Annotated in this window: 29 protein-coding genes; 25 read left to right on the top strand and 4 right to left on the bottom strand. The window is 50.1% G+C overall.

Annotated elements, in window-relative coordinates; genetic code table 11:
* Positions 1-15: 15 nt before the first annotated feature.
* A complete protein-coding gene (hisC, locus tag CGZ75_RS08220; RefSeq protein WP_089523718.1) occupies positions 16-1,113 on the top strand; it encodes a histidinol-phosphate transaminase in 1,098 nt (365 codons plus the stop codon).
* A 4-nt stretch (positions 1,114-1,117) separates the two neighbouring features.
* On the top strand, positions 1,118-2,212 hold the full coding sequence (locus CGZ75_RS08215; protein WP_089524615.1) for a prephenate dehydrogenase: 1,095 nt from the start codon (positions 1,118-1,120) through the stop codon (positions 2,210-2,212).
* Between the two features lie 236 nt (positions 2,213-2,448).
* Here the strand turns inward: CGZ75_RS08215 and CGZ75_RS08210 are convergent, their stop codons facing one another.
* Positions 2,449-2,937: a hypothetical protein gene (locus CGZ75_RS08210; protein ID WP_089523717.1), complete on the bottom strand. Its 489-nt coding sequence runs from the start codon at positions 2,935-2,937 to the stop codon at positions 2,449-2,451.
* Between the two features lie 138 nt (positions 2,938-3,075).
* On the opposite strand from CGZ75_RS08210, the gene CGZ75_RS08205 reads away from it, so the two are divergent.
* Together CGZ75_RS08205 and CGZ75_RS08200 are read left to right on the top strand one after the other, a co-directional pair.
* Positions 3,076-4,002 carry a LysR family transcriptional regulator gene (locus CGZ75_RS08205; RefSeq protein ID WP_245850745.1) on the top strand — a complete coding sequence of 309 codons (927 nt, stop codon included), beginning with the start codon at positions 3,076-3,078 and terminating at the stop codon, positions 4,000-4,002.
* A 135-nt stretch (positions 4,003-4,137) separates the two neighbouring features.
* The gene (locus tag CGZ75_RS08200; protein WP_089523715.1) at positions 4,138-5,190 is read left to right on the top strand and encodes an SDR family oxidoreductase; all 1,053 of its coding nucleotides are present in this window, start codon (positions 4,138-4,140) and stop codon (positions 5,188-5,190) included.
* Positions 5,191-5,289: 99 nt separating this feature from the next.
* On the opposite strand, the gene CGZ75_RS08195 is transcribed toward CGZ75_RS08200, so the two are convergent.
* Positions 5,290-6,243 (bottom strand): LLM class oxidoreductase, encoded by a 954-nt coding sequence (locus CGZ75_RS08195; protein ID WP_089523714.1) that lies wholly within the window; start codon positions 6,241-6,243, stop codon positions 5,290-5,292.
* Positions 6,244-6,260: 17 nt separating this feature from the next.
* The gene (locus tag CGZ75_RS08190) at positions 6,261-7,460 is read right to left on the bottom strand and encodes an MFS transporter (RefSeq protein WP_089523713.1); all 1,200 of its coding nucleotides are present in this window, start codon (positions 7,458-7,460) and stop codon (positions 6,261-6,263) included.
* A gap of 1,220 nt (positions 7,461-8,680) precedes the next feature.
* Between CGZ75_RS08190 and CGZ75_RS08185 the strand changes: the two genes are divergently transcribed.
* The 11 genes from CGZ75_RS08185 (at position 8,681) to CGZ75_RS08135 (ending at position 16,907) form a co-directional block, all read left to right on the top strand.
* Positions 8,681-9,274: an RNA polymerase sigma factor gene (locus tag CGZ75_RS08185; RefSeq protein WP_089523712.1), complete on the top strand. Its 594-nt coding sequence runs from the start codon at positions 8,681-8,683 to the stop codon at positions 9,272-9,274.
* Positions 9,271-9,861: an anti-sigma factor family protein gene (locus CGZ75_RS08180; protein ID WP_089523711.1), complete on the top strand. Its 591-nt coding sequence runs from the start codon at positions 9,271-9,273 to the stop codon at positions 9,859-9,861. The genes CGZ75_RS08185 and CGZ75_RS08180 overlap by 4 nt, the downstream gene beginning before the upstream one ends.
* A gap of 68 nt (positions 9,862-9,929) precedes the next feature.
* Complete coding sequence (locus CGZ75_RS08175) at positions 9,930-10,517, top strand: histidine phosphatase family protein (RefSeq protein WP_089523710.1); 588 nt, start codon at positions 9,930-9,932, stop codon at positions 10,515-10,517.
* A 136-nt stretch (positions 10,518-10,653) separates the two neighbouring features.
* Positions 10,654-11,862 (top strand): hypothetical protein, encoded by a 1,209-nt coding sequence (locus CGZ75_RS08170; protein ID WP_089523709.1) that lies wholly within the window; start codon positions 10,654-10,656, stop codon positions 11,860-11,862.
* Positions 11,863-12,065: 203 nt separating this feature from the next.
* Positions 12,066-12,248, top strand: a complete 183-nt coding sequence (locus tag CGZ75_RS08165; RefSeq protein ID WP_089523708.1) for an IDEAL domain-containing protein — start codon at positions 12,066-12,068, stop codon at positions 12,246-12,248.
* Between the two features lie 146 nt (positions 12,249-12,394).
* Positions 12,395-12,799: a DUF2487 family protein gene (locus CGZ75_RS08160; protein ID WP_176444730.1), complete on the top strand. Its 405-nt coding sequence runs from the start codon at positions 12,395-12,397 to the stop codon at positions 12,797-12,799.
* Positions 12,800-13,065: 266 nt separating this feature from the next.
* Entirely contained in the window at positions 13,066-13,599 is a 534-nt protein-coding gene (locus tag CGZ75_RS08155; protein ID WP_089523706.1) for a ubiquinol-cytochrome c reductase iron-sulfur subunit, read from the top strand.
* 18 nt (positions 13,600-13,617) lie between these two features.
* Complete coding sequence (qcrB, locus tag CGZ75_RS08150; protein WP_089523705.1) at positions 13,618-14,289, top strand: menaquinol-cytochrome c reductase cytochrome b subunit; 672 nt, start codon at positions 13,618-13,620, stop codon at positions 14,287-14,289.
* A gap of 18 nt (positions 14,290-14,307) precedes the next feature.
* Positions 14,308-15,180, top strand: coding sequence for a menaquinol-cytochrome c reductase cytochrome b/c subunit (locus CGZ75_RS08145; RefSeq protein WP_089523704.1), 873 nt, complete (start codon positions 14,308-14,310; stop codon positions 15,178-15,180).
* Positions 15,181-15,260: 80 nt separating this feature from the next.
* Complete coding sequence (locus CGZ75_RS08140) at positions 15,261-15,893, top strand: DUF1405 domain-containing protein (protein ID WP_089524614.1); 633 nt, start codon at positions 15,261-15,263, stop codon at positions 15,891-15,893.
* A gap of 96 nt (positions 15,894-15,989) precedes the next feature.
* Positions 15,990-16,907 carry a sporulation protein YpjB gene (locus CGZ75_RS08135; protein WP_089523703.1) on the top strand — a complete coding sequence of 306 codons (918 nt, stop codon included), beginning with the start codon at positions 15,990-15,992 and terminating at the stop codon, positions 16,905-16,907.
* Positions 16,908-17,035: 128 nt separating this feature from the next.
* On the opposite strand, the gene CGZ75_RS08130 is transcribed toward CGZ75_RS08135, so the two are convergent.
* Complete coding sequence (locus tag CGZ75_RS08130) at positions 17,036-17,908, bottom strand: YitT family protein (protein WP_089523702.1); 873 nt, start codon at positions 17,906-17,908, stop codon at positions 17,036-17,038.
* A 130-nt stretch (positions 17,909-18,038) separates the two neighbouring features.
* Here CGZ75_RS08130 and CGZ75_RS08125 point away from each other — a divergent pair, with 130 nt between their 5' ends.
* The 10 genes from CGZ75_RS08125 (at position 18,039) to panC (ending at position 26,798) form a co-directional block, all read left to right on the top strand.
* The gene (locus CGZ75_RS08125) at positions 18,039-18,377 is read left to right on the top strand and encodes a nucleotide pyrophosphohydrolase (RefSeq protein ID WP_089523701.1); all 339 of its coding nucleotides are present in this window, start codon (positions 18,039-18,041) and stop codon (positions 18,375-18,377) included.
* A 50-nt stretch (positions 18,378-18,427) separates the two neighbouring features.
* Complete coding sequence (locus CGZ75_RS08120) at positions 18,428-18,943, top strand: tetratricopeptide repeat protein (RefSeq protein WP_089523700.1); 516 nt, start codon at positions 18,428-18,430, stop codon at positions 18,941-18,943.
* A 41-nt stretch (positions 18,944-18,984) separates the two neighbouring features.
* Positions 18,985-19,788 carry a 4-hydroxy-tetrahydrodipicolinate reductase gene (gene dapB / locus CGZ75_RS08115; protein ID WP_089523699.1) on the top strand — a complete coding sequence of 268 codons (804 nt, stop codon included), beginning with the start codon at positions 18,985-18,987 and terminating at the stop codon, positions 19,786-19,788.
* A gap of 75 nt (positions 19,789-19,863) precedes the next feature.
* On the top strand, positions 19,864-20,277 hold the full coding sequence (mgsA, locus tag CGZ75_RS08110; RefSeq protein ID WP_089523698.1) for a methylglyoxal synthase: 414 nt from the start codon (positions 19,864-19,866) through the stop codon (positions 20,275-20,277).
* A 3-nt stretch (positions 20,278-20,280) separates the two neighbouring features.
* Complete coding sequence (bshB1, locus tag CGZ75_RS08105) at positions 20,281-20,985, top strand: bacillithiol biosynthesis deacetylase BshB1 (RefSeq protein ID WP_089523697.1); 705 nt, start codon at positions 20,281-20,283, stop codon at positions 20,983-20,985.
* 72 nt (positions 20,986-21,057) lie between these two features.
* Positions 21,058-22,221: an N-acetyl-alpha-D-glucosaminyl L-malate synthase BshA gene (gene bshA / locus CGZ75_RS08100; RefSeq protein ID WP_176444729.1), complete on the top strand. Its 1,164-nt coding sequence runs from the start codon at positions 21,058-21,060 to the stop codon at positions 22,219-22,221.
* Complete coding sequence (locus CGZ75_RS08095; protein ID WP_089523696.1) at positions 22,218-23,687, top strand: hypothetical protein; 1,470 nt, start codon at positions 22,218-22,220, stop codon at positions 23,685-23,687. The genes bshA and CGZ75_RS08095 overlap by 4 nt, the downstream gene beginning before the upstream one ends.
* A complete protein-coding gene (locus CGZ75_RS08090; RefSeq protein ID WP_089523695.1) occupies positions 23,684-24,667 on the top strand; it encodes a biotin--[acetyl-CoA-carboxylase] ligase in 984 nt (327 codons plus the stop codon). The genes CGZ75_RS08095 and CGZ75_RS08090 overlap by 4 nt, the downstream gene beginning before the upstream one ends.
* A 365-nt stretch (positions 24,668-25,032) precedes the next feature.
* The gene (gene panB, locus CGZ75_RS08080; RefSeq protein WP_089523693.1) at positions 25,033-25,884 is read left to right on the top strand and encodes a 3-methyl-2-oxobutanoate hydroxymethyltransferase; all 852 of its coding nucleotides are present in this window, start codon (positions 25,033-25,035) and stop codon (positions 25,882-25,884) included.
* Positions 25,881-26,798: a pantoate--beta-alanine ligase gene (panC, locus tag CGZ75_RS08075; RefSeq protein ID WP_089523692.1), complete on the top strand. Its 918-nt coding sequence runs from the start codon at positions 25,881-25,883 to the stop codon at positions 26,796-26,798. The genes panB and panC overlap by 4 nt, the downstream gene beginning before the upstream one ends.
* The last annotated feature ends 1 nt before the right edge of the window (position 26,799 follow it).

Genomic DNA, 26,799 nt, shown 5'->3' with positions numbered 1-26,799 from the left:
TGAGGTGAACCATCCATGAAGACCAAACGAAATATCGTCCATTTGCCAGTCTACCAGCCAGGGAAGCCGGTAGAGGATGTTAAACGGGAGCTTGGCCTGACTGAGGTCATCAAGCTTGCCTCCAACGAAAATCCATATGGCAGCTCTCCTAGCGCCAAGCAGGCTATTATAGCGGAGATCGACAACAGCAGCATTTATCCGGATGGAGCGAGCGTGGAGCTGACAGCTGCGATGGCGCAGCATCTCGGCGTCCACCCGAATCAGTTGATCTGGGGCAACGGTGCAGACGAGATTATCCTCATGCTCGCGCGCGCTTATCTGGAGCCTGGAGACGAGACGGTAATGGCTGACGAGACTTTCTCGCAATACCGTCATAATGCAGAGGTTGAGAATGCGGTTCTCAAAGAGATTCCACTCATCGACGGACGGCAGGATTTACCGGCGATGCTGGCAGCGGTGACCGACAAGACGAAGCTTATCTGGGTCTGCTCTCCGAACAATCCGACGGGTACAATCGTGACCGAGGCGGAGCTGGTCGAGTTCATGGATAAGCTGCCGGGACATGTTTTATGCGTGTTGGACGAGGCTTACTGCCATTTTGTCGACGATCCAGAATACCCGGACAGCATCAAGCTGTTGGAGCGTTACCCGAACCTAATTCTACTTCGCACCTTCTCAAAAATATACGGCTTGGCTGCGCTGCGCATCGGTTACGGTATCGCTCAGCCGGATGTTATCCATTCGATTAATCTTGTACGCGAGCCGTTTAATACGGCGCGTGTAGCTCAGGCTGCGGCCAAGGCTGCGCTTGGCGACCAAGAATTCGTCAGCAGCTGCCGTGAGAACAACCTGCAGCAGCGGGATTACTTGCAGGGCGAATTTGCTCGCTTGGGACTCTCCTACTACCCGACACAGGCCAATTTCATTATGGTCGACGTCGGTATGCCTTCTCGTGAGGCGTTTGATCTTCTGCTGCGTCGCGGTTTCATTACCCGTGCTGGATGGGCCAAGTCTCCGACTTATTTGCGAGTGTCGATCGGTACAGCCGAAGCGAACCGCAAATTCATCTCTGCTTTGGAGGAAGTATTGAAGGAAGCGGCGGTGCGGCAGTAAGTTGATGACTAAAATAGCGATTATCGGAGCTGGCCTTATCGGCGGCTCTCTTGCCCTTTGTTTTAAAGGACAGCCCGGCCTACGGGTAACAGGGTATTCCTACCGCCAGGAATCGGCGGATAAGTATGTGCGTTTAGGTGTAGTTGATGAAGCGACGACATCGCTCGAAGAAGCGGTGCACGGCGCTGATTATATTTTTCTATGTGTACCGGTAGGCATGCTGACGGACTACGCGCAGCGCATAAGTCTCATGCCTCTCAAAAGCGGATGTATCCTGACGGATGTTGGCAGCACGAAGGCCGGCGTGGCAGCCGCGGTTTCAACTATTAAATGGGGAGACGCCGTTTTTATCGGCGGCCATCCCATGGCAGGCTCAGAGCGTGCGGGCGTGGAGGCAGCGAGTGCGATTCTGTTCGAGAATGCGTACTATGTACTTACACCGGATGAGAATACACCTCCCGAGGCAGTGGACCGACTGAGCTATCTGCTGCGCCTTACTCGCGCCAAAATCGTGCATATGAACCCAAAAGAACATGACGAGATTGTCGGCGCGATCAGCCATTTGCCGCATCTCATTGCGGCAGCGCTTGTTAATCAGGTGAGTCGTTATAATGAGGGCAACGGCGGTTATGCGATGCTTGCTGCTGGCGGATTCCGCGATATTACGCGCATCGCTTCCAGCGATCCTATCGTTTGGCGGGATATTCTGCTTGAGAATCGGGTAATCGTGTTGCGTCTGCTGGAAGAGTGGGGAGGAGAGCTCAATCGGCTTGCAGACATTCTTCGTTCAGAGGATGGCGAGGCAATCAGTGGAGCATTCCGTAGCGCAGGAGAGTTCCGTAGCAGCTTGCCGGAGCGTCGTAAGGGTGTGCTGCAATCCATTTACGAATGTTATATGGATGTACCGGATCATCCTGGTATTATCGGCAAAATCGCCACCGAGCTCGGCAACCGGAATATCAGCCTGAGTAATCTTCAAATTATCGAGACCCGTATGGATGTACCGGGTGTGCTCAGACTGAGCTTCCGCACACAAGGCGATCTGGATCAGGCAGTTGAAGTGCTAGAGGCGTTTAATTACGTCGTAAGAGTTACTTAATAGACAAAAAGCCCCGGTGCTGCTGGGGCTTTTTGACGTCCTGAAAGTGGAATTTGTTCCTCAAAATTTAAAATGAAAACGCTTATTGACAAATTGTAAACGGATACATATAATAAAGGTACAGTATGGTTTCTCTCCACTCCTATCCTACTTAAGCACTCATCATGAGTGCGTGCCACCCTTCGGGGTGGCTTTTTTTATTGATTTTTTTAACGGGTTAGGGAGTCTGAATTAAATTATGCATTATCGATTCTAACAATTGGTGCGTCTTCTTTAACAACTTTAAATGGACCGGTTACAGTAGCATTAGCTACTCCATATTTAAAAACTATTCCTCGGCTTGCCCAGCTCATAGTTATTACAGCCCCTCCCACACGTACTCCATTTGTAGAAGTTATGTTGTATATAGCAATAGCTGAAGCGTGAGAAGTTGTTAATAGCTGAAAGTTATACCTTCCTCCTGGCTGGATTGTGTGAGGAGAAGGACCCGGAGCTTCGAAATCTCCTGTCAGGCTAGTTGAGGTCATTAAATAACTTCCTGTACCGTTTTTGACGTCGATTGAAACAGATCCTAATGTTGATAAATCGTCATCCTGAGGGGGATCCTCTTGGAAAGGACTGAAGAAGACATTTGTTACAATTACCAAAAGAATGAATAACACAAGAATGATGCCAAGCGAGCCTTTATAATTGCTGATTGATACATATTGAGCGCTTTCGTTCATTTGTCAATCCTCCTAATTTGCTAAAATAAAATCGATGGAGCAAGTTAAAACGTGCAGGTTAAGTAAGACATCACTCGTCAGTTTTACGAAAATAAAACTCTTACTATAGTTAATGCAATAGAGTTAGAGAATGACACGATGAATATGCCCGATTTTATGGAGAAATTTTCAGATTTGAGAGGGAGTAACTCTATGGTGGATTACGAATGGTATCGAAGCTTTATTGCTATCTATAAGCATAACTCTGTGTCTGAAGCTGCGAAAACGCGCATGATGACGCAACCGGCGATGAGCCAACATTTGGCTGCATTAGAGGCAGAGGTAGGGGAGAAGCTATTCAAGAGAATTTCTAGAAAAATAGTTCCCACGGAGCGAGGAAAAGAGCTGTATTCACAATTGGCCCCACTCATCGAGTCCTTGGACATGGCTACAATGAATTTGAAAGGCGCTTCCTTACCAACTCTTGCTGTTGTGAAAATTGGAACCCATCATGAATTTTTTAACGCTAAAATACTGCCGCTGCTTCATAAATTGAACATACGTACCGTGTTAGAGTTCAGTGAGGCGCATCAACTGCTGGAGCTATTAAAAGATGACAAGTTGGAACTGATTATTACTTCCCAAAAAGTTCCTACACCAGGCATTGAGTATTTGAAATTAATGGATGAAACATTCGTCATTGTGGCCCCAGAATCGTATGCGATCCCGGATGCGATGGACCGAGCGGCCATAGAAAAATGGCTGTCTGCTCAGAATTGGCTGAGTTATGGCTTGGAGCTGCCGATGATCAGGCGAATTTGGAGGGAGCATTTTAAAAAGAGGCCGCTGCTCAGACCCGTACATATTATTCCGAATAATGATTTGATTCTTAGAGCCATCGAAAGTGGCGCGGGTTTAGGCGTACTTCCTACTTACATTTTGGAACATGCAGCCGATCTGTCCAAAGCGAAAATCATTTTCGGGGAGTTAAAAGTGAACAATGAGTTTTTTATTGCCTATAAGCTGAAACATAAACATGTGTCTCCTATACAGGAGATTATTAAAATTCTATATGAGCATATTTGATGAATATGCATAAATATATTTATCGATAACTATCTATTTCATAATTGGATTTATATATAGGAAAGGCATACAATGACAACGTAAGAAGAGGACAAACATCCAAAAAGTATTATTCTTAAGGAGGATATACAGTTTATGTCCAACTATAAAGCCCTAGTTGTAGGCGCAACAGGCATCATCGGAAGCTATATTCTAGACCATCTAAGCAGTTCGAACGAATGGGATGCCATAGGCGTAGCCAGAACAATCCCGGACAAACATGCTGAGCGTTATGTCAGCCTGGACCTGTTAAACCTGGAGGCAACCAAAGCAGCCTTAAGTGAAATTAAAGGTATCACGCATATCTTTTATGCAGCCTATCAGGATTTCCCCGCCCATTCCAAGGAACAGATTGATGTAAATACGGGTATGCTGTCGAATGTGGTAAAGGCGGTTGAAGAAACGTCAGACTCGCTGGAGCGGGTGATTATGATGCAAGGCGCTAAGGTTTATGGGGTGCATCTGGGCAAGTTCAAAACCCCGGCCAAGGAAAGCGATCCGCGTCATCTTCCTCCGAACTTTTATTATAACCAGGAAGATTTTTTGCGAACCCATCAAGTGGGAAAAAGCTGGTCTTGGACGATTCTAAGGCCTGACCTCGTTGCTGGAGTATCCATTGGCAATCCAATGAGTATCGCTATGGTAATCGCCGTATATGCATCGGTCTCCAAGGAACTCGGACTACCTCTCCGCTTTCCAGGCAAAGAAGGTGCATACCGGGCGCTTATCCAGATTACAGATGCTTCTCTGCTCGCTCGCGCATCGGCATGGGCGGCCACTCAAGAGCATACCGCTTTTGAAGTATTTAATATAACCAATGGGGATTTCTTCCGCTGGGAAAACCTCTGGCCTACGCTGACAAAGTATTTCGGCATGGAAGAGGGACCGATTCAAACGATCTCTTTGACAGAATTGATGCCTTTGCAAAAAGAAACTTGGACAAGCATGGTTCAGAAATATGATTTGTTCCCTACACCTTATGAAAAAATCGCCTCATGGCCGTTCGGTGATTTTGTTTTAGGAAGCGAATATGACATCATTACCGATACGACAAAAGTGAAGCAATTTGGTTTTCATGAAGTGCTGGATTCTGAAAAGGAACTGCTCTCCGTATTGGATGAGTTAAAGAAACAAAAACTTATTCCATGACTAGTGGAGACAGCTGTCCCAAAAACTGCCAAAACAGTAAGAGCGAAGACGTTGCAGCGTTAATTCTGCTACGTCTTCGCTCTTTTTTTCTTTCATTGTTTATTGGTTATGAGGTTGAAAATGAGGCAATACATATTCACCTAGCTCATGAATGACTTCATCAGCTGGGCGCTCGCTATCAAAAAGCGCGAAGAAGAGATGATTAACGCCAATATCTTGATATGCTTTTAACAACTCAAGCAATTTATTTCTTCCCACTCTAAAACCTAATCGGATCGGAGTGGCCGCTTCATTCGGATCTTCCGCCAAGTCTAGATGCATCGGCATGGAGAAGGGACGAAAGGCAACATCGTTTTGATTAATAGCTGATTCTCTCCATGAGTTTATCACTTCTGCCTGTCGAATCGGGGCTTGTGGGTAATACATCCATCCGTCACCATGACGTCCAAGCCATTCAAAGTCTTGCTGTGCAAAGCCGGTTATCATGGTTGGAATTTTTTGTGGAAGCTTCGGTACGAGAGTAGCTTGCTGGATTTGACCATAACGGGAGTCGATCACGGGATAATGTTCATAAAGGATTTTTTCTAGATAAGACAACGCTTCTCTAAATTGAACGCCGCGGCTAGGGTGATCTACTCCAAGCCCTAGAAAGTCAGCGCGGCGGTCTCCAGAGGAGACTCCCATGATAAACCTCTCTGGGAAGAGTGCCTCGATTGTAGCGGCCTCCTTCGCCATCCGTAACGGATGACGAAGTGGAAGTACAAGCGCAGACGTTCCAAGGGCAATTTTTTTCGTTTGGCCAAGCAAATGTGTACCATAAATCAAAATATCATAAATTTGACCGACAGCCGGGTCCAAGAAATTGGGATCCTCTAATATGACATCCCTGAGCCACAATGTAGTGAACCCATAGTTTTCAGCAGCCTGCGCCAACTCGATTTGGTTCGCCATAGTCGGAGTTTTCATTTGATAATTTTCAAGAGGTAGATGAAGACCAAGCGTAAGCGCACCTTCTTTATACATTCGTTGATAAGATTGATGTTGTTCGAACATATAAGTTCCCCCTTGTTTTATTTTTGTTCAAGCTTTGCAGAAATACCGGCAAGAATAATCGCAATGGCAACCATAATCGCTCCAATCCAAGGCGTATGCACAAGGCCAATGGAGTCAATAACAATCCCGCCTACGATTGAGCCAATCGCGATTCCAATGTTGAATGCCGCAATATTTATGGCTGAAGCAATATCAACCGCTGAAGGGACATATTTTTCAGCAAGCTGAACAACATAAAGCTGAAGGCCAGGCACATTCATGAAGGCAAACACGCCCATCAATACGACACCGATAACGCCGACTACTTTAAATGGAGCAAGGAAGTACAACAGAATGAGAGTGGCTGCCTGAATAATAAACATCCAAAACAAGGCGCGTATCGGGTTTTTATTCGCTACTTTACCACCCATGGAGTTACCGAATGCTACGGCGATACCGTAAGCAATCAGGATAATATTAATGACGCCTTTGCTGAGTCCAGTTACTTCTGCAAGGAGCGGAGTTAAATAAGTGAAAACAACAAACGTTCCTCCATAACCAAATACGGTAATAAGGAAGGCCAGGAGCAAACGGCCATTTGTAATCAATCGGAACATATCCGAGAATTTAGCCGGCGGAGATTTTTTTAGGTTATTAGGAATAAGCACGGCGCTGGCGATGACTGCGATGACACCAAGCAAGGCAACACCCCAAAAAGTTGATCTCCAGCCAAAAGCCTGTCCGATAAATGTTCCGAGCGGCACACCGGTAACGATCGCAATCGTAAGACCAGTGAACATAAGCGCGATGGCGCTACCCTTTTTCTCTGGCGATACTAATTGAACGGCAATGGTGGCTCCGATGGAGAAAAAGACACCATGGGCAAACGCTGTAATGAATCGTGCGACAATGAGTATTTCAAAGTTCGGTGATAATGCGGCGACTACGTTTCCTACAATGAAAACAACCATAAGTGTCATAAGCAACGCTTTGCGATTCATGCGATTGGTTAGCGCTGTAAGGACTGGTGCTCCAACCGCGACTCCCATGGCATATCCGGAAATAAGCCAACCAGCTAGTGTAATACCGATATTTAAATCTTCGGCGATTGAAGCAAGTAAACCAACGGGAACAAATTCTGTTGTTCCAATACCAAATGCGCTGATGGCAAGAGCAAGCAGGGCCCATTTGCTATCCGATTTGGGTTGAGAAGCTGAACTAGCAATGGATTGACTCATTATCTCATCTCCTGATGTTAATATATTTATGAAAGTAAATATTCTTTTCGTTGCCGGCATTAACGTTATTATAACCAGGAATTTAGAAATGATTAAGTACGCACTTTTAAGTCGGGTAGGTACTAAAAAGTACCCATACTAAATAATGCAAGGGCCCTGTTCAATGTCCCGGTCCGGTTTTTTTACCTATTAGGGTCGCTCGTCGAGCGCCTCTTTTTCTTTGCGCTTTAGGGTCTATTCCACACCATTTGAATGTTCTGCATCAACAAAAAATAGGCGAGAGCGCGTATTCGCGACCTCACCTATTTTTATTGTAAGAGCGTTCGGAGAAGTTAAGTTCAACTTATATAGTTAACAAGAGCTTCTAACAATCAACTCGGGTTCTACGAAAATTTGTACGGGAACGGCCAACTCATGAATGAGATCATTTTGTGTATCCGTGCTTCCTCCGCCACCGCCACTTGTAATTTCAATCGCTGAAACGGTGGCATAGTTTAAGGAGGTCGATGCCATATAGCAGTGTAAGCTTGATCGGCCCACCAAATGATTCCGCTGCTGTCCATATAATTGGAAGAAAAATTCACATCGACTTGCAATGGAACACTGGGCGGGGGGCTTACGGCGACGGCTTGAGGCGGAACAAAGGGGAACAGGAGGGACATTATTAAAGCGTTTACAACAAACAATGACATTTTCCGGCTTTTTCATTTCACTAATTTTCGAGTGGATTAAATAGGCGCAGTTAGCCGAAAAGCTCAGTTGAAATAAGAGGAATTCAATTGATACTACTTCGAATAAGAAACAGAGATTGTACTGCTCACTAAGCTACCTCCACGGTTAAGGTTCAGAATTCACGAAATTAATTTACGAAAAAATTTCTTGTAACGAAAAATTTCATAGATAGTTGTGTTGATGTTTTTTTCTTAGAACTTCCTCATATTCCTTCTGAGATTTCCTGGGAGTGATACAATATTAAAGGTTTCACGTGATCCAGTATTTGGTTAAAATCTTCTTGTCGAAGCTGGCAGGAAAATGACAGCCAATGGCGAATTTAAATTCTTCAGAATGAGAAGCATGTTGCCGAAATACACTTTATCGTTGTCTTTCTTTTTCTTAATCTTTTTTTAGCGCTATAGCGCAACTTTCTGCATCCGTTCCGGTACAATATTTATACCGGATACGGAAATCGCTGCAGGTGAGGAGGTCTCAAGCCGCCTGTTATGGATGATTCCGATTTGATCCGGCAAATCAAACAAGGAAATGTTGAGCTCTATTCCGAACTTATGAGGCGTTACCAGCGTAAAATCATGGCCTTTATCCTTCATATGCTAAAGAGCACCAAGCTGGAGATTGTCGCGGAAGATCTATGCTCTGAGACATTCTACAAGGCTTATCGCAGCTTGCATTCGTTCCGTGAAGTGGATGCGCAATTTTCCACTTGGCTGTACACGATTGCCCGCAACACGGTGCTGAGTGAGCTGCGCAAGCAGCGGAGCGTACATATTCCATTTGAAGAGAGCGGTGTAATGCCGATCGCTTCTCAGGATTCAGCTCCAGAGTATCGTGTTCTGCAGGGAGAGAGAATGGAACTCGTTCGAGAAGCCATCAATGCTCTGCCTGAGAAGCAGCGATCTGCACTCATTCTCCGGGAATATGAAGGTTTGGACTATCAAGAGATTGCTGATATACTGGGTGGGACCGTAAGCTCGGTCAAGTCATTATTGTTCCGTGCCCGGGGCAGCGTCAAATCTCAGCTGGAACCCTATTTTGAAGAAACGGAGAGCGAGAATTTCGAAGGGATGAAGCTGCGATGAAATGCGAAGAAGTGCAGGAAGCGTTGGGCTTTTATTGGGATCTGCCAGATGGCGATTTCGTGAAGCGTTCTGTCAACCTGCATTTAAAGCATTGCACAGCCTGCAGACAGGAATACGAGCTGTGGGAAGAAAGTGAGCGGCTGATTCGGGAATTCGCCTTCGAACAGGAGATGGAAGCATCCGAGACAGCGGAGGATGTTAACCGCGCTGTTATGGAGAGAATATATGCCGAAGACCAATTGGATTGGAATCTGAGACGCCGATTTTCGCTTTCCAGGCCGCTTGGCTCCAGATTTTCGGCAGCAATCGCAGCTTGCTTGGCGATGTTCACGACCAGCATGCTTTATGTATTGCTAGATCGTGGGAATAGCGGAGCAGAAGCGACAGGGCTGCTGGACACGGCTAATGCCTCATCCTCTGCTATGTTCAAGGCTAGTTTTTCTTCAGACATTCCTATTGCCAGAGTCAGTGATCCATTTATACTGAGTTTGGTGCCGCGTACGCCGCAGTATTGGATTATATTATCCATACTTGGTCTGGTGATGACGATGCTGATGATGGGATGGCTGTCAAGAATTCGTAAATAATCGCTTTCCGGCTGCAATTGCGGCCGGTTTTTTTATTGAACCAAGATCGGAAAGGACGACAACCGTTAATGAAACTAGGACTAATCAGACATGGACGGACCGATTGGAATGCGATGGGTCGTATCCAAGGAGTAACCGATATTCCGCTCAATGAGGAAGGGAAGCTCCAAGCGGTACTGCTTGCGAATAGGCTGAATAAGGATGAGCTGCAATGGGATGCTGTTGTGACGAGCCGTTTATCCCGTGCTTTGGAGACAGGGCGCATTATTGCGGACAAGCTCGGCATACCGCTGCTGGAGCCCGAGCTGCTGCTCGTGGAAAGAAGTTTTGGCTCCATAGAAGGGACCGTTGAGCAAGAAAGGCTGGACGCCTGGGGGACGGAATGGCGTACGAATCCAGAAGCCGGCATGGAAAGCGATGAGAGCGTACGTGCTCGGTCAGAAGCTTTTTTGAAAAAATATACGGAACTGATGCCTAATAGCAAGCTTCTCGTAGTCACTCATGGAAGCTACCTCGCTCAGATGCTCGGCGTCATGGTTGAGGGGCTCGATCAGTCCTATCTACATAATATGTGCTACTCTGTTCTGGAGCTTAACCCGGAAGGATGGCAGTCTCTGCTTCATAATTGCACCCTTCATCTTGAGGTAACTCCATAAAGCTTTCCCCACAGCCCTCCCCCATGGCGGGTTTTTTTGTTGCCTACCACGTCTTAAACCTTCTAAATCTTCCCATAATGGTAGTACGAAAAGCAGATCATACGTCACCAGCCGCCATGAGGAGGAGGGAAGAGAGATGAATTTCGCGGATATGCTTGGCTACGCAGATATAACGCAGCTAAGCCGAATAGCGAATGTGTACGAATGTGATTGCAACGGGAATTCTAAGCATGAGCTAATTCAATCGATACTGTCCAAGGTAGGTTCACGGGAAGTGTTCGAAGCGCAGGTAGGCAGCATGAGAATGGAAGATATGCGGTTTATTAACTCTTTGATTTTTGAAAAGAGGGAGCAGTTCAGTCTTGAAGAGCTGATTGCCAGAGTGCAATCCAGCAAGTTTCAAGATGATCCCGTTATACCGGAGCCTGCACCTAAAAGTTCAGCTAAGGCCAAGGGGACGCGAGGCCGTAAAGGACGCGTTATACCGGTGCCTGAATCCGGACCGAGAGAAATAATTGCCCGCTTCAAACATCAGGGATGGTTGTTCAACGGCATAGCCGGGCCAGACCGATACTTGTTCCAAGTGCCGAGAGACCTGAAGGCTAGGTTCAGGGAATCGCTCAAGCGTCGTTTCTGTGAAAAGCTCGTACTTGTTGGAGAACCCCCGGTTTATCGCGATGAACAGGAACTTTTAGCAGGAGATGTAAAAGCGCTGTTGTCCTACACGCGGCATCATGAGATTCAGCTTACTCGTGAGGGATATATGCATCGACGCAGCGTGCTGCAAGTGATGGAGAGCTTCGGCGTACGGGAAGAACCTCCGGCCAAGGCGGCCTGGAGATTCGGTTACGGGCGCAGATTCCGGGAATATCCGGAGCGATTTTCCCTTGTCTATGATTTTTGCTTCTATAATAAGTGGCTGCAAGAAACGGAAACAGAGCTGCTTCTGACGCCACTTGGCGAAGAAATATTACTCGGCAAGCGTCATATCGGAACGGAACAGTTGTATCGTTTTTGGCTAAGGCTGTACAAAGGTCCCATATCAAATTTGAATTCAATCGTCCATTGGGTAGATGAGCTAGCAGATCGCTGGGTGACGGCAGACTCACTTCGCGAGGTACTCGTCCCATTCATCAAACCCTATTATTATGATACGGCGGAAGCTGTTATGGACTCGCGAATTCTGATGATGATGATGCATCTTGGCTTGCTGCGAATTGGGGAGGACGAAAGTAGAGGCACGGTGCTGCGGATGACTCGTCTGGGAAAAGCGATTATAGCCGGCGTTAATGTGGAGCATGGAGATGTGCTCAAGGTTGAGCCACCCGGAGGGCTCGAAATCTAGTGGGAAAAGCGGGACAAGAGCATATTTCTAGCTGTTACGGGCGTGTAACCTCCTCCGGCTGGCAATGTCTCGAATAGAATGCTAGCAAGCAGACGCTTGTTGCTATAGCTTTAATGGCTTCTATACCTGGCGGCGATACCGACTAGAATGGAGCAGCAAGAAAAGGTATAGGTGCACGAATGATTTTGATGGAGGTGTATCCTATGGACAAGATAAAGGCGAATTATGAAGTAATGTTGGCACTGGCAGCCGAGATGCTCCTGGACGAAGCTCTTATGAAGTTCCGCACGGAAAAAATATATGCCGCAATCGACGATGCACTCGAATCCCGTGATAAGGAAAGCTTCGATAAGTTGTCCGCTCAATGGAACACACTCCACCGCTGATCCGACAACCTGCAACCAACATCCTTGAACCTCCCTTCTCTACGGAATTCCGCAGAGAAGGGTTTTTGTGTTAATGAAAGCATTGGCAAATGAATCCTCTCCATGTAACATAGATGTGGTTATTAATAGAGAGAGAGGTGCGGCTTGTGAAATTTAGTGACATCGAAGCGGATCGCTGGCCAGAGCTCCAGCCATTCATGGATACTTGCCTGCTCCCGGTGACGGGGCTGAGCGGCACGGAAAACCCTTGGCAGGCCGTAGCGGCGCTAGAGCGTTTGCGAGATGCGATGGATGTAATCGAAATTCCTTATAAAGGAAGAATCGTTGCCTATCCGGCTGTTCAGTATGCGGATGAGCAATCGGTGGCCTTGCTTGGACACTTAGTTCAGAATTTGCGCAAGGCGGGCTTCCGTTATGTGGTAATCGTATCTGCGGCATTAAGGTTGGATAATCTAAGCGAAGCGGATCTCGTCGTATCGCCTGATAACGAAGGGAAGATGCCGGATGCGGCAGAGGCACGGGAGCTTATTCGCAAACTTTGGAACGCTTAAGTTATATCCTGAAAAAGGACGTTGGACCCGCGTATAAGACGAAACGGATTAGGGGAAACCATTTCTCAGGGAATGATTGTTAACTGTGGAAGCCTTTAAGGTGTAAATGTGACAATTTAGCAACAAAGATGAGAGCGATTTTTGAACATTGAACTTCCAAATTCTTGACGCTCCTATACTACTGACGTATGATAGGAATTGCTTGGTTCGACACGGAATGTCTGGCGGACAAGGCATCCGATATGGTTGCAAAGGGGGTTGAACAGATGAGTAATCACGAGTATCAGGAGACCGCACACACTCCCATAAAGCGTAAGGAAATGTCCCGTAGACAATTTCTCGCGTATACCCTTGGAGGGGCCACCGCATTTATGGCTGGCGGCGCTGTACTGCCGATGATCCGGTTCGCCGTTGATCCCCTGCTGGAGAAGCGTGCTGGCGGCAGCTACGTAAAGGTAGTAGAAGAGAGCAAGGTGAAAGTCGGAGAGCCGACAGAGTTCAAGTTCCAAATCCATCAAATTGATGCTTGGTATATAAGCAATCCCGAGCAGGCAGCATGGATTATGAAGGACGAGAACGGCAAAATTTTCGCGCTCTCGCCGGTCTGCAAGCACTTGGGCTGCACGATCGGATGGAATACTTCGAACAAAAATCAATATGTGTGCCCTTGCCACGGTGCGCATTACACGGTTGACGGCAAAAACCTCAACGTAGCACCGGCTCCGCTTGATGAGTATCAAGTCAAAGTTGAGAACGGTTTCGTCTACTTGGGAGAGGTCATTCCCAACACGCGGGTTTAAAGGGAGGCGTTAGTTCAGATGTTTAAAAGCGTATACAACTGGATCGACGAACGTCTTGACGTGACGCCGCTGTGGCGGGATGTTGCGGATCATGAAGTTCCTGAGCATGTCAATCCGGCGCATCACTTCTCTGCGTTCGTTTACTGCTTCGGGGGTTTGACGTTCTTCATCACTGTAATTCAGATCTTATCCGGGATGTTCCTCACCATGTACTACGTGCCGGATATTATCAATGCTTATGCGAGTGTCGATTATCTTCAGCACAAGGTGCCGTTCGGCTCGATCGTACGCGGCATGCATCACTGGGGAGCGAGTCTCGTTATCGTAATGATGTTCCTACATACGCTTCGTGTCTTCTTTACGGGATCGTATAAGGCTCCCCGCGAGATGAACTGGGTTGTCGGCATGCTGATTTTCTTCATTATGCTTGGACTCGGTTTCACGGGTTACCTGCTTCCTTGGGACAACAAAGCTTACTTTGCAACAAAGGTCGGCATTCAGATCGCGAACTCTGTTCCGTACATCGGGGAGTATATTAAAATCTTCCTGCAGGGAGGCGAGATCGTAGGGGCGACCACACTTACCCGCTTCTTCGCGATTCACGTGTTCTTCCTGCCCGGCGCTCTGCTGGCATTGCTAGCTGCGCATTTCTTGATGATCCGCAAGCAAGGTATCGCGGGTCCTCTATAACCGAGAGGAGGGACATACATGGCGCACGGCAACAAAAACGAAAAAGTCGTCTACGTTGGTGACTCCCGGGTGCGTAAGCCGGGTGGCGCAACGATACCGCCGGATTACACCTCCTTTCCGGGGCGCTCGGAAGCCTTCATCCCGAACTTCCTGCTTAAGGAATGGATGGTCGGCTGCGTAGTACTCGTCGGATTTCTTGTTCTGACGATTGCGCATCCGGCTCCGCTTGGTTATCCGGCGAATCCGACCAACTCTGCTTTTATTCCGATTCCGGACTGGTACTTCCTGTTCCTGTACCAGCTGCTCAAATACCCATGGGTATCTGGTAGTTATGTGGCATGGGGCGTAGTCGGCATCCCAGGTGTAGCGTTCGGCTCACTGCTGCTGGCTCCTTTCCTGGACACCGGCAAAGAGCGTCGGTTCTATCGCCGTCCGATTGCTACAGCATTAATGCTACTCTCGTTGGTATCTTGCTACTACCTCACCAAGGTGAGCTGGGATTTCTATCAACATGAGCTGGAGATTACCGGCACAATTCCTGAGCACACCGTACGTGAGGAAAAAGCACGCGAGGCTGCTGCGGCTGGCAAGGAACCGCCGTCGGCGACCAAACCGGCTGAGGCAGTTGAGCTCGTAGACGCAGATAACGCGGAAGTAAAATCGATTATGGAAAAGGCAGGCTGCTTAACCTGTCACGCGACTGATCTGAAAGGTCAGGCCGGAGCTAATATTCCTGCGCTGCGCGGAGTAGGCGATCTGCTTACGAAGGAAGAGCTTGCCGAGATCATCACGAACGGCAAGGACAAGATGCCAGCATTTGGAACAGATCTATCCGCAGAAGAAATCGGCACTCTTGCCGATTGGCTCGCCAAGCAAAAAGCAACCGAATAAACTGCTTCTGGTTAAGATCTGATCGTTTTTATGCGGTCAGGTCTTTTCCATATTCTCCTGCAGAAGGAATGATGCTCATCATGGATTTGAGACTTGGCAGGCAATTGCTCGTTTACCGGCCGTTTTTGTGGCTGCTATTTATTACAAATGCGTTGGGTACCGTCTATGGGTATTACTGGTATGCTTATCAGCTTCAGGAGACTGTTTCAACGGGACATCCGCTATGGCAGCTCCTGTTTGTGCCGGATAGCCCAACAGCCAGTCTTTTTTTCACGTTGTCGCTTCTGTATTTACTCTTCCCTCCTTCCTCACCGGGAAGGGTTGCCGTATGGCTGCGAATGATCATTGAAGCGCTTGCTGTCCTCACGTCGATCAAGTACGGCATCTGGGCGGTCGCTATGATTCTCGCAGGAGCTTATCAAGGTGAGCCGCTCGAGCCGACGCATTTTATGCTCATGGCTTCCCACCTCGGTATGGCCGTTGAAGCGTTGCTTTATCTGCCGTTTATGAAGTTTGGCAGACTGGCCGCCGCGGGAGCGTTCGGGTGGCTGCTGTTGAACGACTATAACGATTACAGATTCGAAATCTTCCCGTATTTGCCACCGCAGTTATATGATCAGGTGCCGGCTGTTCAAGCCTTCACGAATGGGCTGTCTATATTCAGCTTTGTCCTCACTTGGTTATGCCTGGCGCTCGTGCGTCGTCGGCGGTAACATCCATTGGAGCCCGCTGCGCGAGTTATCCCTCGCGGGGTTCATTCATATTGCTCAACCTCCTTGCATAAAGTAGGACAGACAGGAGGGGTTGGCATGTCAAGACGATGGTGGGCAGTCGTAGTAGCGTGCTTGGCGGCAGCCCTTCTATTGAACGGCGTCGCTTTCGCAGCAGCCATTCGAAAGAATCCGGCGGACCTGGTGGAGCAGGATGTGCGTAGTAGGGACAAGCAGGCTCAATTCCAGGCTGCTGCTGAGCGGCTTTATGATGCGGTAATGAACAATGAGCGCAGCGAGCTCTTTTATTCGCTGAGGGATGTGCGCCAGCTCGCCGAGGACGAGCAGTTGCGGCAATCTGGCAGCGAGCTCGGCTGGATCGCCGTGGACAGTAGCGTCCGCGAAGCTCAGCGCGAGATTGAGGCTGGTGGAAGCGCGCATCTTTTGCTTAGCGCGGCATCCAGCATTCGGCTTGCCGCAGACAGCTTGACAGCGGGCAATGAAGCATTATGGCTGCAGTATGAGCCGGTGATCAAAGAAGATGCCAGGCAGCTAATTATTGCCTGGACGACAGCGGGAGGTCAGGGAGGAGCGGCTGCAGGGGCCCGAATGGCCACGCTTAAGGGACATTGGGATCTGATCGAGCCGGCAGCTCTCCTGGCACGCGAAAGAGATAAGGCGGAGGGAATGCGGAACAGCATCGTCTATAGCTCCAAGCTGCTGGCATCGCAGGATGGAACACGGACCGGATGGGCCGTCCAGTCCTTCGAGGCAGTGTCATCGGCAGCTGAGGATCTTTTCCGGACGGATACGGAGGATGATGCAAATTTGCCTGCCAACGCTATCCCTCAGCCCCTGCAGCCGACAGGTGGTTGGTTGCTCTATTCCATTGTCCCGCTCATTTGCGCTTTGCTTGGCTACGTGGGCTGGATCAACTATCGCCGCGGACAGCATGGGGTGACAGTAATGCCAGCTCCTGCCGAACGCCCAAGCCGGAACGGTGTTGCACGCAAATAGGCTGGCTAAGGCCTTGGTGATTTTGTAAATGAAACAGCCTGACCCTTTTTTTGGGTCAGGCTGTTTGGACTTTTTTTGCTTCAATGGAGAGCAGAGGTGAACTAGGAACGTATACTAAGAACGTCCGGTTAAGCCTCTTCCTTGAAACCTTCACCGAGCACATCATGCACATCATTGATGACGATGAAGGCTCGTGGATCGATGCTCTTAACGATAAGCCGCAGCGTTCTGATCTCGCTTCGGGAAACGACGCAATAAATCATTTTTCGCTCGGCCTTGGAATAGGCGCCTACGGCAGGGATAAGGGTTACACCGCGCTCCAGCTCAATTGTAATCCGCTCGGCAATTTCTTCTGCCTTTTCACTAATAATGGTGAAGGCTTTGGCAGCGTAGGCTCCCTCCTGGATAAAGTCGATGAGCTTGGCCGCGATAAATACTGTGACCAGCGTGTAGAGCACTTTTTCCTTAGGAATATACATCAGGGAAATAGCGATGATGATCACATCGAAACCGAGAATGATCTGGCCCATGCTCCAGCCCTTAGAGCGATTGATGATGCGTGCGGCAATATCTACGCCGCCAGTTGTGCCGCCGAATCGGAAGACGATGCCGAGGCCGCTGCCAAGTGTTACGCCGGCGTACAAGGCGGCGAGAATGAAGTCTTGCTCCGCGTTGAATGGCTCCAGCCAGCCGGCGGTGATCGCTTTTTCGAAAACAAACAGGAACAGCGAGAGGCTGAGTGTGCCCACAATCGTCATGATCATCGGCACTCGCCCTAATATTCGTAGACCAATGATGAATAGCGGTATGTTGAGCACAAGCGTCGTAATGGACAGCTTCCAGCCGAGGGCGTAATTAAGCAGAACGGCGATGCCAGTCAATCCGCCCTCCATCAGCTTGTTTGGCAGCAGGAAGTATTGAAGTCCAAATGCGTAGATCGCCGTGCCAAGCATGACGGGAATAATCGTTTTGTAGAGGTAACTGAGTGGAATCCTGGACATGATAATTTCTCCTTGATAAGTCGTTTTTCAATACCTCTCGTTCAGTGATGCGGGATATGTCAATATATTGTGTTCAAAACTGCTTTAGGATAACATAGGTGGAGATACCTTGCAAAGAAGGAGAACTTTTATGGAGGAAAAATCACTCGCTGAAATCCAGCGTGAGGTCGATCGTTATATAGGCCAGTTCAAGGAAGGTTACTTCAGTCCACTGTCCCTTGTGGCCAGAATGGCGGAAGAAGTCGGAGAACTAGCCCGAGAAGTTAATCATACTTACGGCGAAAAGCCAAAAAAGGCGGACGAGGCGGATAATTCCATTGAAATGGAGCTTGGCGATATTTTATTTATTTTAAATTGTTTTGCCAACTCGCTTAACATCGATCTGACCCAAGCACATAACGCAGTGATGCATAAGTTCAATACCCGTGACGCCGAACGCTGGACACGCAAAAACAGCGAACCGCTCTAGCCATTGAGGCATATGCTGTACCATCATCCTAGTGCAAGGAAGGTGGGAGGATGGACGGGGAAGGCTGCATCAAGAAAGCTTATGAATGCATTTTGAAAGGCGATTTCGATGAGGCCATCCAGTGGTTCCTGCAAGCCATCCATCTGGAGCCGGATAATGCGTCCTTTCATTATAAGTGCTCCGTGTCCTGCACGAGAAGCGGCAAGTGGGAGCTTGCGCTGCATCATGCAGCCAAGGCCTGTGCTTTGAAGCCTGGTAATGAAGAGTACCGTTACCATCTGGATGTAGTGGATGCACGGCGGCTCGTATCTGATGCGAAGCTGCTGTTGGCCTCTGGTGAGAGCAAACCGGCGCAAGTGATGGAGTTTCTGCAGGAAGCAAGAATTCTCGATCCTCTGCAAGCGGAAGCCTGTTATCTGGCTGCTCGTTGCTGCATAGAGTTGGGAAGACTGCAGGAAGCGAAGCAGCTAGCTGCCGAGGCTTTTCGATTGGAGCCGAGTATGGAAGAGGCAAGGCTTCTTTATCGCCAGATCAAGAGAATGTCGCGGCGGCGGGGAAGGGATTAGGTTTTCCCTGCCGCTTTATTTTTGAACCGAGGTGAAGATCGATGACAACCCCAATTAAAGTTGCTGTTGCTGGAGCTTCCGGGCGCATGGGCCGCGAAGTGGTAAAAATGGTGCTGCAAGACGAGCAGCTCCAGCTGACCGGCGCGATGTCCCCATCCGCTGGCGCAGTTGACGCCGGCCGCATGGTCGGGCTTGATGAAGCCGGTATCACGGTTTCTCCCTCGCTGGAAGCGATGCTGGCAGGCGCCGATATAGATGTACTTGTTGATTTCACCGTCCCACAGACGGTATATGCCAACACACTTGAAGCGATCACACGCGGCATCAGGCCGGTTGTTGGTGCGACAGGCTTCACGCCAGAGCAAATCAAGGAGCTGGACGAGCTCTGCAAGCAGCAAGGAATCGGAGGTTTGATTGCTCCTAATTTTTCGATCGGAGCCATCTTGATGATGAAGTTCGCCGCGGAGGCGTCCAAATATTTCCCTCATCTGGAGATTATTGAGTACCATGGCGACCAGAAGCTGGATGCCCCATCCGGAACTTCCATCAAAACGGCGGAACTGATTTCTGCGGCTCGCCGCGAAATGAAGCAAGGTAATCCTCGCGAGGAGGAAACGATTGAAGGAGCCCGTGGTGGTTACTATGACGGATTCCGAATCCACAGCGTTCGTTTGCCAGGCGTATTCGCTCAGCAGGAGGTTGTGTTCGGAGCTTTTGGCCAATCGCTGAAAATTCGCCATGATTCCTATGATCGCGCTGGATATATGCCAGGTGTTGCTCATGCCGTCAAAAAGGTCATGACTTACGAAGGGCTGATTTACGGCTTTGAACATATTATGGATTGATTTGCACGGACAGTCAGCTAAACATGGATCGTTCCACAGATACTAGCGACTGACAGACAAAGGAGTGGGAGACAGATGCTGCAAATCGCATTTATCGCGCATGATCGCAAAAAAGATGAAATCGTCAACTTCGTGACGGCTTATGAGGATGCTTTTAAGGATGCCAAGCTGTACTCAACCGGCACGACAGGCACCCGCATCATGGAAAAAACGTCCCTGCAAATCCATCGCTTCATGAGTGGTCCGCTTGGCGGCGATCAGCAGATCGGCGCTCTTGTGGCCCGAGACGAGCTTGATCTCATCATCTTCCTGCGTGATCCGCTGATGGCTCAGCCGCATGAGCCGGATATTATCGCTTTGCTTCGCCTTTGCGACGTTCAAGGAATTCCGGTAGCGACTAACATCGCTACGGCCGAGCTACTCGTCAAGGCGATGATGAGAGGCGATTTTGCTTGGCGAGAACTCGTTCATAAATATAAGCCGGAGTAAGCTATGGAACATACAGTAGATATTCTTGTATTCGGCGCTCATGCGGATGACGCTGAGATTGGCATGGGCGGAACAATAGCGGGCCATGCCAGCAGAGGAATTAAGGTCGGCATTTGCGATTTGACCCGCAGCGAGATGAGCTCCAACGGCAACGTTGACCTCAGGGAGCAAGAGGCGGAGCAGGCCGCAAAAATTCTTGGCTTAACTTATCGAGGCTGTCTTGGACTACCCGATCGGGGCTTGACCGGAGATGCGGAGCAGCTAGCCGCCGTCACGAGAGAAATTCGGCTGCGCCGACCGCGCATCGTGTTCGCGCCTTACTGGCAGGATCGCCATCCTGACCATAACGCTTGCAGCGCGATCGTCGAGGAAGCTGTGTTCAATGCCAAGCTACGTCGGTATATGCCGGAACTACCACCTGCCCAGGTGGAGCAGCTAATCTATTATTACATAAATGATCAACGGGATCTTGCCCTTACAGTGGACATTTCGGATATGATTCAGCTCAAGATTGACGCGCTTGGGGCCTACCGCTCACAGTTCGACCCTATCGATGACGGTGACAGAGTGGAAACACCGCTCACCCAAGGTTATGTCCGGCGTGTTGAATACCGGGATTACTTGACAGGACAAGGGGCTGGCTGCGATTATGCAGAAGGTTTTGCGCTGAAACGTCCGCATAAAGTGTCGACTTTTATCCATTCATGATTAATGGGCTCGCTTCCTGAATACAATGGGAACAACGGAAGCGTCAACGCTTCAATTCGGGAGGAAACCATCATGTCCAGAAAATTGAAGATCGGAATTACTTGTTATCCGACGCTGGGCGGCTCTGGTGTCGTGGCAACAGAGCTCGGCAAGCTATTGGCGGAAAAGGGGCATGAAATTCATTTCATCACCCATTCCATTCCGTTCCGGCTCGGGCAATATCATAAAAATATTTTTTATCATGAAGTCGAAGTGAACAATTATTATGTGTTCCGATATCCGCCTTATGATTTGAGTCTGGCAAGCAAAATGGCTCAAGTGGCAACAATGCAAAATCTGGACCTGCTCCATGTCCATTATGCTGTACCGCATGCGGTATGTGCTTATCTGGCCAAGCAGATGGCTGGCAGCGGCCTGAAAACGGTAACAACTCTCCACGGAACAGATATTACGGTACTGGCGCAGGATGAGTCGCTTAAAAGTCTGATCCGCCTTGCCATCGACGAGAGCGACGCGGTTACTGCGGTCTCCAAGGATCTGATCCGCGAGACGCGGGAGCTGCTGGATATAACACGGGATATCGATTTGACCTATAACTTTGTTGATAAGAGAATTTATTACCCAAGAGATACAAGCAATTTGCGTGGAGACTATGCGACTAACGATGAAAAAATATTGATGCATATTTCCAATTTCCGGCCGGTTAAGCGGGTTGGGGATGTCATAGATATTTTCAAGCGGGTTAATGATCATATTCCTACGAAGCTGCTACTGGTCGGAGAGGGGCCGGAGCTGTCGCGCATTCAATGCCAGATCCGGGAGATGGGTTTGGAGGATCGAGTGCATTTCCTTGGCAAACAAGAGGATGTGGCTCAGGTTATCTCGCTCGCTGATCTGCTGCTGCTTCCTTCCGAGAAGGAAAGCTTCGGTCTTGTCGCTCTGGAGGCGATGGGCTGCGGGGTGCCGACGATCGGTTCCACGGCAGGCGGTATTCCTGAGCTTGTGTCGCATGGTGTAACAGGATTTCTGTCCGAAGTAGGAGATACGGCGGATATGGCTCGCAATGCTGTACGCCTGTTGACGAATGAGTCTATGTACGAAGAGTTCAGCAAGGCATGCATCTCGCGGTCCTGCGAAGAGTTTTGCAACGAAAGAATTACGACCGAATACGAAAAGATTTATTATCGTGTGCTTGGCATGGAAGCAGAGCTCCCGATGCAGGCTTGCCACGGATGAACGGCCCTCTTCAGTTAGCCCCAGAAATGGAGGCGGCTCTGCCTGTTCTGCTACGACTCGAACAGGCCGGGCATGAGGCGGTATTTGTCGGTGGGTGCGTGCGGGATCTGCTGCTCGGCTTATCGCTTAAGGATGTGGACATTGCCTCCCCGGCTCAGCCGGAGGAGGTAATGGCGCTTTTTCCGGGCTGTATCCCGACCGGGCTGCAGCATGGGACTGTTACCGTCCGCAGCGGTGGTCAGCTATACGAGGTGACGACGTACCGCGCGGAAGCGGATTACGAGGATTCTCGTAGACCATCCTCGGTTGCGTTTATACGCAATCTCGAGGAGGATCTGCTGCGGCGTGATTTTACGATGAATGCGATGGCGCTGGATCGGCGGGGCAAGCTGTGGGATCCGTTTGGCGGGCGTGAAGACTTGTCGCTACGGCGGATTCGGGCTGTTGGATATGCCAAGGAACGATTCGCTGAGGATGCGCTGCGGCTGCTGCGAGGAATTCGTTTCGCCTCCGTGTATAAGCTGAAATTTTCACATGGTACGTGGAAGGGACTGCTGGCAAGCCGCGAGGGCTTGCGCCGGATCGCGATGGAGCGGGTCGGGCTTGAGCTCGATCGAATGATTGGGGGAGGCGGCATAGCGCGTGCGGCAGCTTTGTTAGTGGCTTCCGATTTGCCTGCGTACTTCAAGGATTCTCTGCCGGGCTGGCATGAAGCGAAGATGAGTTTTTCCATGCCGGAGAGACAAAGCGAGCTGGCTTCGCGGATGGAGTTGGCTAGCCGCCTTGGAGGAGCCGATGACGGATGGGCAGCTCTTTTTCTACTGCTCGAACTGGATGAGGCAACGGCTGCAGGATGGTTCGATCGTCTGCGTTACAGCCATGCACGGAGGGATCGGTTGGCCGACATCCTGCGGATGCATTACAAGCTAGTCGCAGCCGGCTGGGAGCGTCTGAGCAGCAAGTTATGGACTGAGCTCGTCCTGGACGAAGGACAGGCCGCGGCTGAACATTGGCTTGAGTTTATGGAACAGGCAGAAAAGCATGGGCTGCATGCCGGGTTGTTAACGCCGCTTGGGCCGTCAAGGCTGTCGGTAGAGGACATGGAACGGCATGAGGAGTCAATGCCAGCGGTAGAGCTTGCTGAGTGGCATGGGCGGTCCATGCCAGCGCTAAAGCCTGCTTCTGAACGGCCTGGCCTTAGCAGCTCGGGTGCTATGGTGGATCCCGCAGAGGCGGCTGCAAATTGCCGGGCTTGGCTGCAGGCGATGCCGGTACGATCACTGAAGGAGCTAGCCGTGGATGGGCGCAAGCTCCAGATTGAGCTAGGCCGTCGGCCTGGCCCATGGCTCGGCCCGCTGTTAGGCCGTCTTTTGCGGGAAACTGCGCGTGGTAAAGTCGCTAATGAAGAAGCAGCGCTGCTGGCTCACGTCCGGCAGCTCGCAGACGGAGAGGAGGGGACAACATGAATACAAACCAGCTGCTGAAGCTTTTCGAGCAGGCGGGAGAGAGCTTTTTGTCGGGAGAGACGGTTAGCAAGGAGCTCGGCGTAAGCCGCACCGCAGTATGGAAAAGCATCCACAAGCTGCAGGAGCAAGGTTATGAATTCGAAGCCTCGCGCAAGCTCGGCTACCGGCTTGTCGGGCGGCCAGATCCCCTTGATGCCTCCATTTTGGAGGGAATGCTAAAAACGCGAGCTTTTGGACGAAAGCTGGTCGTTTTGCAGAAGGTGGATTCCACACAGAATATCGTTCAGCAGTTAGCACAGCAGGGAGCAGAGGAAGGCACGCTCGTGCTCGCTGAGCAGCAGTTGAACGGTCGTGGGCGGATGGGCAGAGGCTGGGTTTCTCCTTATGGCAAAGGGTTGTGGATGAGCATGGTGCTGCGTCCGAAGTTGCCCGTTGGCAGCGCACCTCAGCTTACGCTGCTTACCGCTGTGGCGCTCTGTCGTTCGCTGCGTGCAGAAACGGCGCTCGACATCGGCATCAAATGGCCGAACGATCTGATGATCGGAGGGCGCAAGTTGAGCGGCATTTTGCTTGAATCCGCAGCGGAGGATGAGCGTCTCAGCTATGTTGTCGCCGGAATTGGCATCAGCGTCAATCTGACAACGGAAGATTATCCGGCGGAGCTGCTGGAAAGGGCGATTTCGCTGCGTTTGGCTGCTGGTCGCGGTTTTTCCAGAGCTAGCCTGGCAGCTTCCTTCTTGCTGGAATGGGAGACGTTGTACGACCTCTATTTGACGGAGGGTTTCGCACCGATTCGCTCGATCTGGGAGGCGTTATCTGTTTCCCTGCATAAGAAGACGGTGCTGCGCACGCCGCAAGGCAGTCTGGAGGGGACTCCGGTCGGCTTGCATGAAACGGGCGCGCTGATGGTGAAAATGGAAGACGGAACGATGCAAACTTTATTTTCCGCAGAGATGGGGGAGGTTGTCCCTAAATCATAATTAGTGCTGTCTCAAGGTGTTTAATGACCTCGGGGCAGCTCTTTTTTTCTAGCCACATGCCTAACTAGATGCGTTTACGGGAATGGGTTGATCTGGTATAATCGATGGTGACCGGGCGGTATCCTGATGATTTTGAACCGCACTGGCACAGCCGGGCAGATAGCAATTCGTCTGCTGTTTTATAAGAAGGAATGGACAAGGAAGTGTGTACCTTTTGCTTGGAGCCGCTTTGCGGACCGGGACGGAAGGAAGCTCGCTGCCGCCAGGACATCCTTTTTCGGGCTGGACTTTTTAGCTAACGGCTAAAAGGTTTTTTTGTGTTCACACTAAACAATATTCCGAGCACCGGAAAGGGGATTTACAAAATGAAACAAGCCCTCACGATTACGAAGCTGCAGCGAATGAAAAAAGAAGGAGAGCCGATCACGATGTTGACGGCTTACGATTATCCTTCAGCGAAGTTGGCTGAGGAAGCGGGAGTTGACACTATTTTAGTCGGTGACTCGCTCGGCAATGTCGTACTTGGTTACAACACGACAATACCGGTTACGCTGGACGATATGATTTTTCATGCGCGTTCGGTCGCGCGTGGCGCGGCGAACACATTCCGCATCGTTGATATGCCGTTCATGACGGCGCGCATTAGCCGTGAAGATACGCTGCGAGGAGCAGCCCGGCTGATGCAAGAAGGCCATGCCCATTCGGTGAAAATCGAAGGCGGCGAAGAGGTAGCGGAGTATGTCCGCGCTTGTGTTGATGCAGGTATTCCCGTTATCGGTCATATCGGCCTAACACCGCAGTCGGTTCACCAGCTTGGAGGATATAAGATCCAAGGCAAGTTGGAGGCCGAGGCGGCGCGGCTGGAATCCGATGCACTTGCGCTTCAGCAGGCTGGCGCATATGGGGTCGTGCTGGAGCTAGTTACAGGCACGATCGCGACGCGTATTTCCCGCAAGCTGGATATTCCGACTATCGGAATCGGTGCAGGAGCAGGATGCGACGGCCAAGTACTTGTTTATCATGATGTCATTCAATATGCTTCACCCTATATACCTAAGAAATTCGTCAAAACCTATGCCAATGTAGGTGGAATCATCCGCGAAGCGCTCGGCAGCTTCGTGCAAGAAGTGAAGGCAGGCAGCTTCCCGAGCGAGGAGCATACTTTCGGAGCCGCAGCGCAGCAGCCAGCCGCATTGTATGGAGGCGAAAGCAAATGAGCACGTTGACACAATCCAGGCAAAAAACGCCGCTTGTTGTGCGGACGATCAAGGAGCTCCGCGAGACGTTGGCGCGCCGCAGAAGCGAGACATCCGGCTTAAAAACGGGCTTTGTGCCGACGATGGGATTTTTGCATGACGGCCACGGCAGCCTCATTCGTCGCAGCGCTGCCGAGAATGGCCTCACGGTGCTGTCCATTTTCGTAAACCCGTTGCAATTTGGACCGACTGAGGATCTGGATCGTTATCCGCGCGATGAAGAGCGTGATCTGAAGTTAGCTCAGCGTGAAGGGGCGGATATTGTGTTTCTGCCCTCCGTGCAGGAGATGTATCCTCGTCGGGCGCTTACCCGAGTTCTCGTGAGTGAAGTGACGGAATCACTCTGTGGAGCTTCCAGGCCGGGTCATTTCGACGGTGTGGGTACAGTCGTAAGCAAACTATTCCATATCGTGGAGCCGACTCGGGCCTACTTCGGCCTCAAGGATGCCCAGCAAGTGGCGGTTGTGCAGCAGATGGTTGATGATCTAAACTTCAATGTGGAGATCGTTGCTTGTCCAACGCTGCGGGAGCAGGACGGCTTAGCGCTCAGCTCACGCAATGTGTATTTGTCGCCCCAGCAGCGAGTTGAGGCGCTTGTGCTCTCTCGCACGCTACAGCAAGCGTCCCATTGGTCCAAGGAAGCTGGTATAACAGCAGGCCAGCTCGAGGAGAGAGTCCGCCTGGCGCTGTCCCGCTCACCGCTAGCATCCATTGACTATGCCGAGCTAAGAAGGTATCCTTCACTGGAAGCCATTGAGCCGCAACAGCAGCTGGACGAGGCGTTGCAGCATTCACCGCTGCTCCTTGCACTTGCTGTTCGTTTCGGCAATACGCGACTGATCGACAACGCCATACTTTCTATGAAAGGGGCATGAC

This window comes from Paenibacillus herberti, from assembly GCF_002233675.1.
In the GTDB taxonomy this organism is placed as follows: domain Bacteria; phylum Bacillota; class Bacilli; order Paenibacillales; family Paenibacillaceae; genus Paenibacillus_O; species Paenibacillus_O herberti.
The sequence above is the reverse complement of the archived record's forward strand: the minus strand, read 5'-3'. Positions and strand labels throughout refer to the sequence as shown.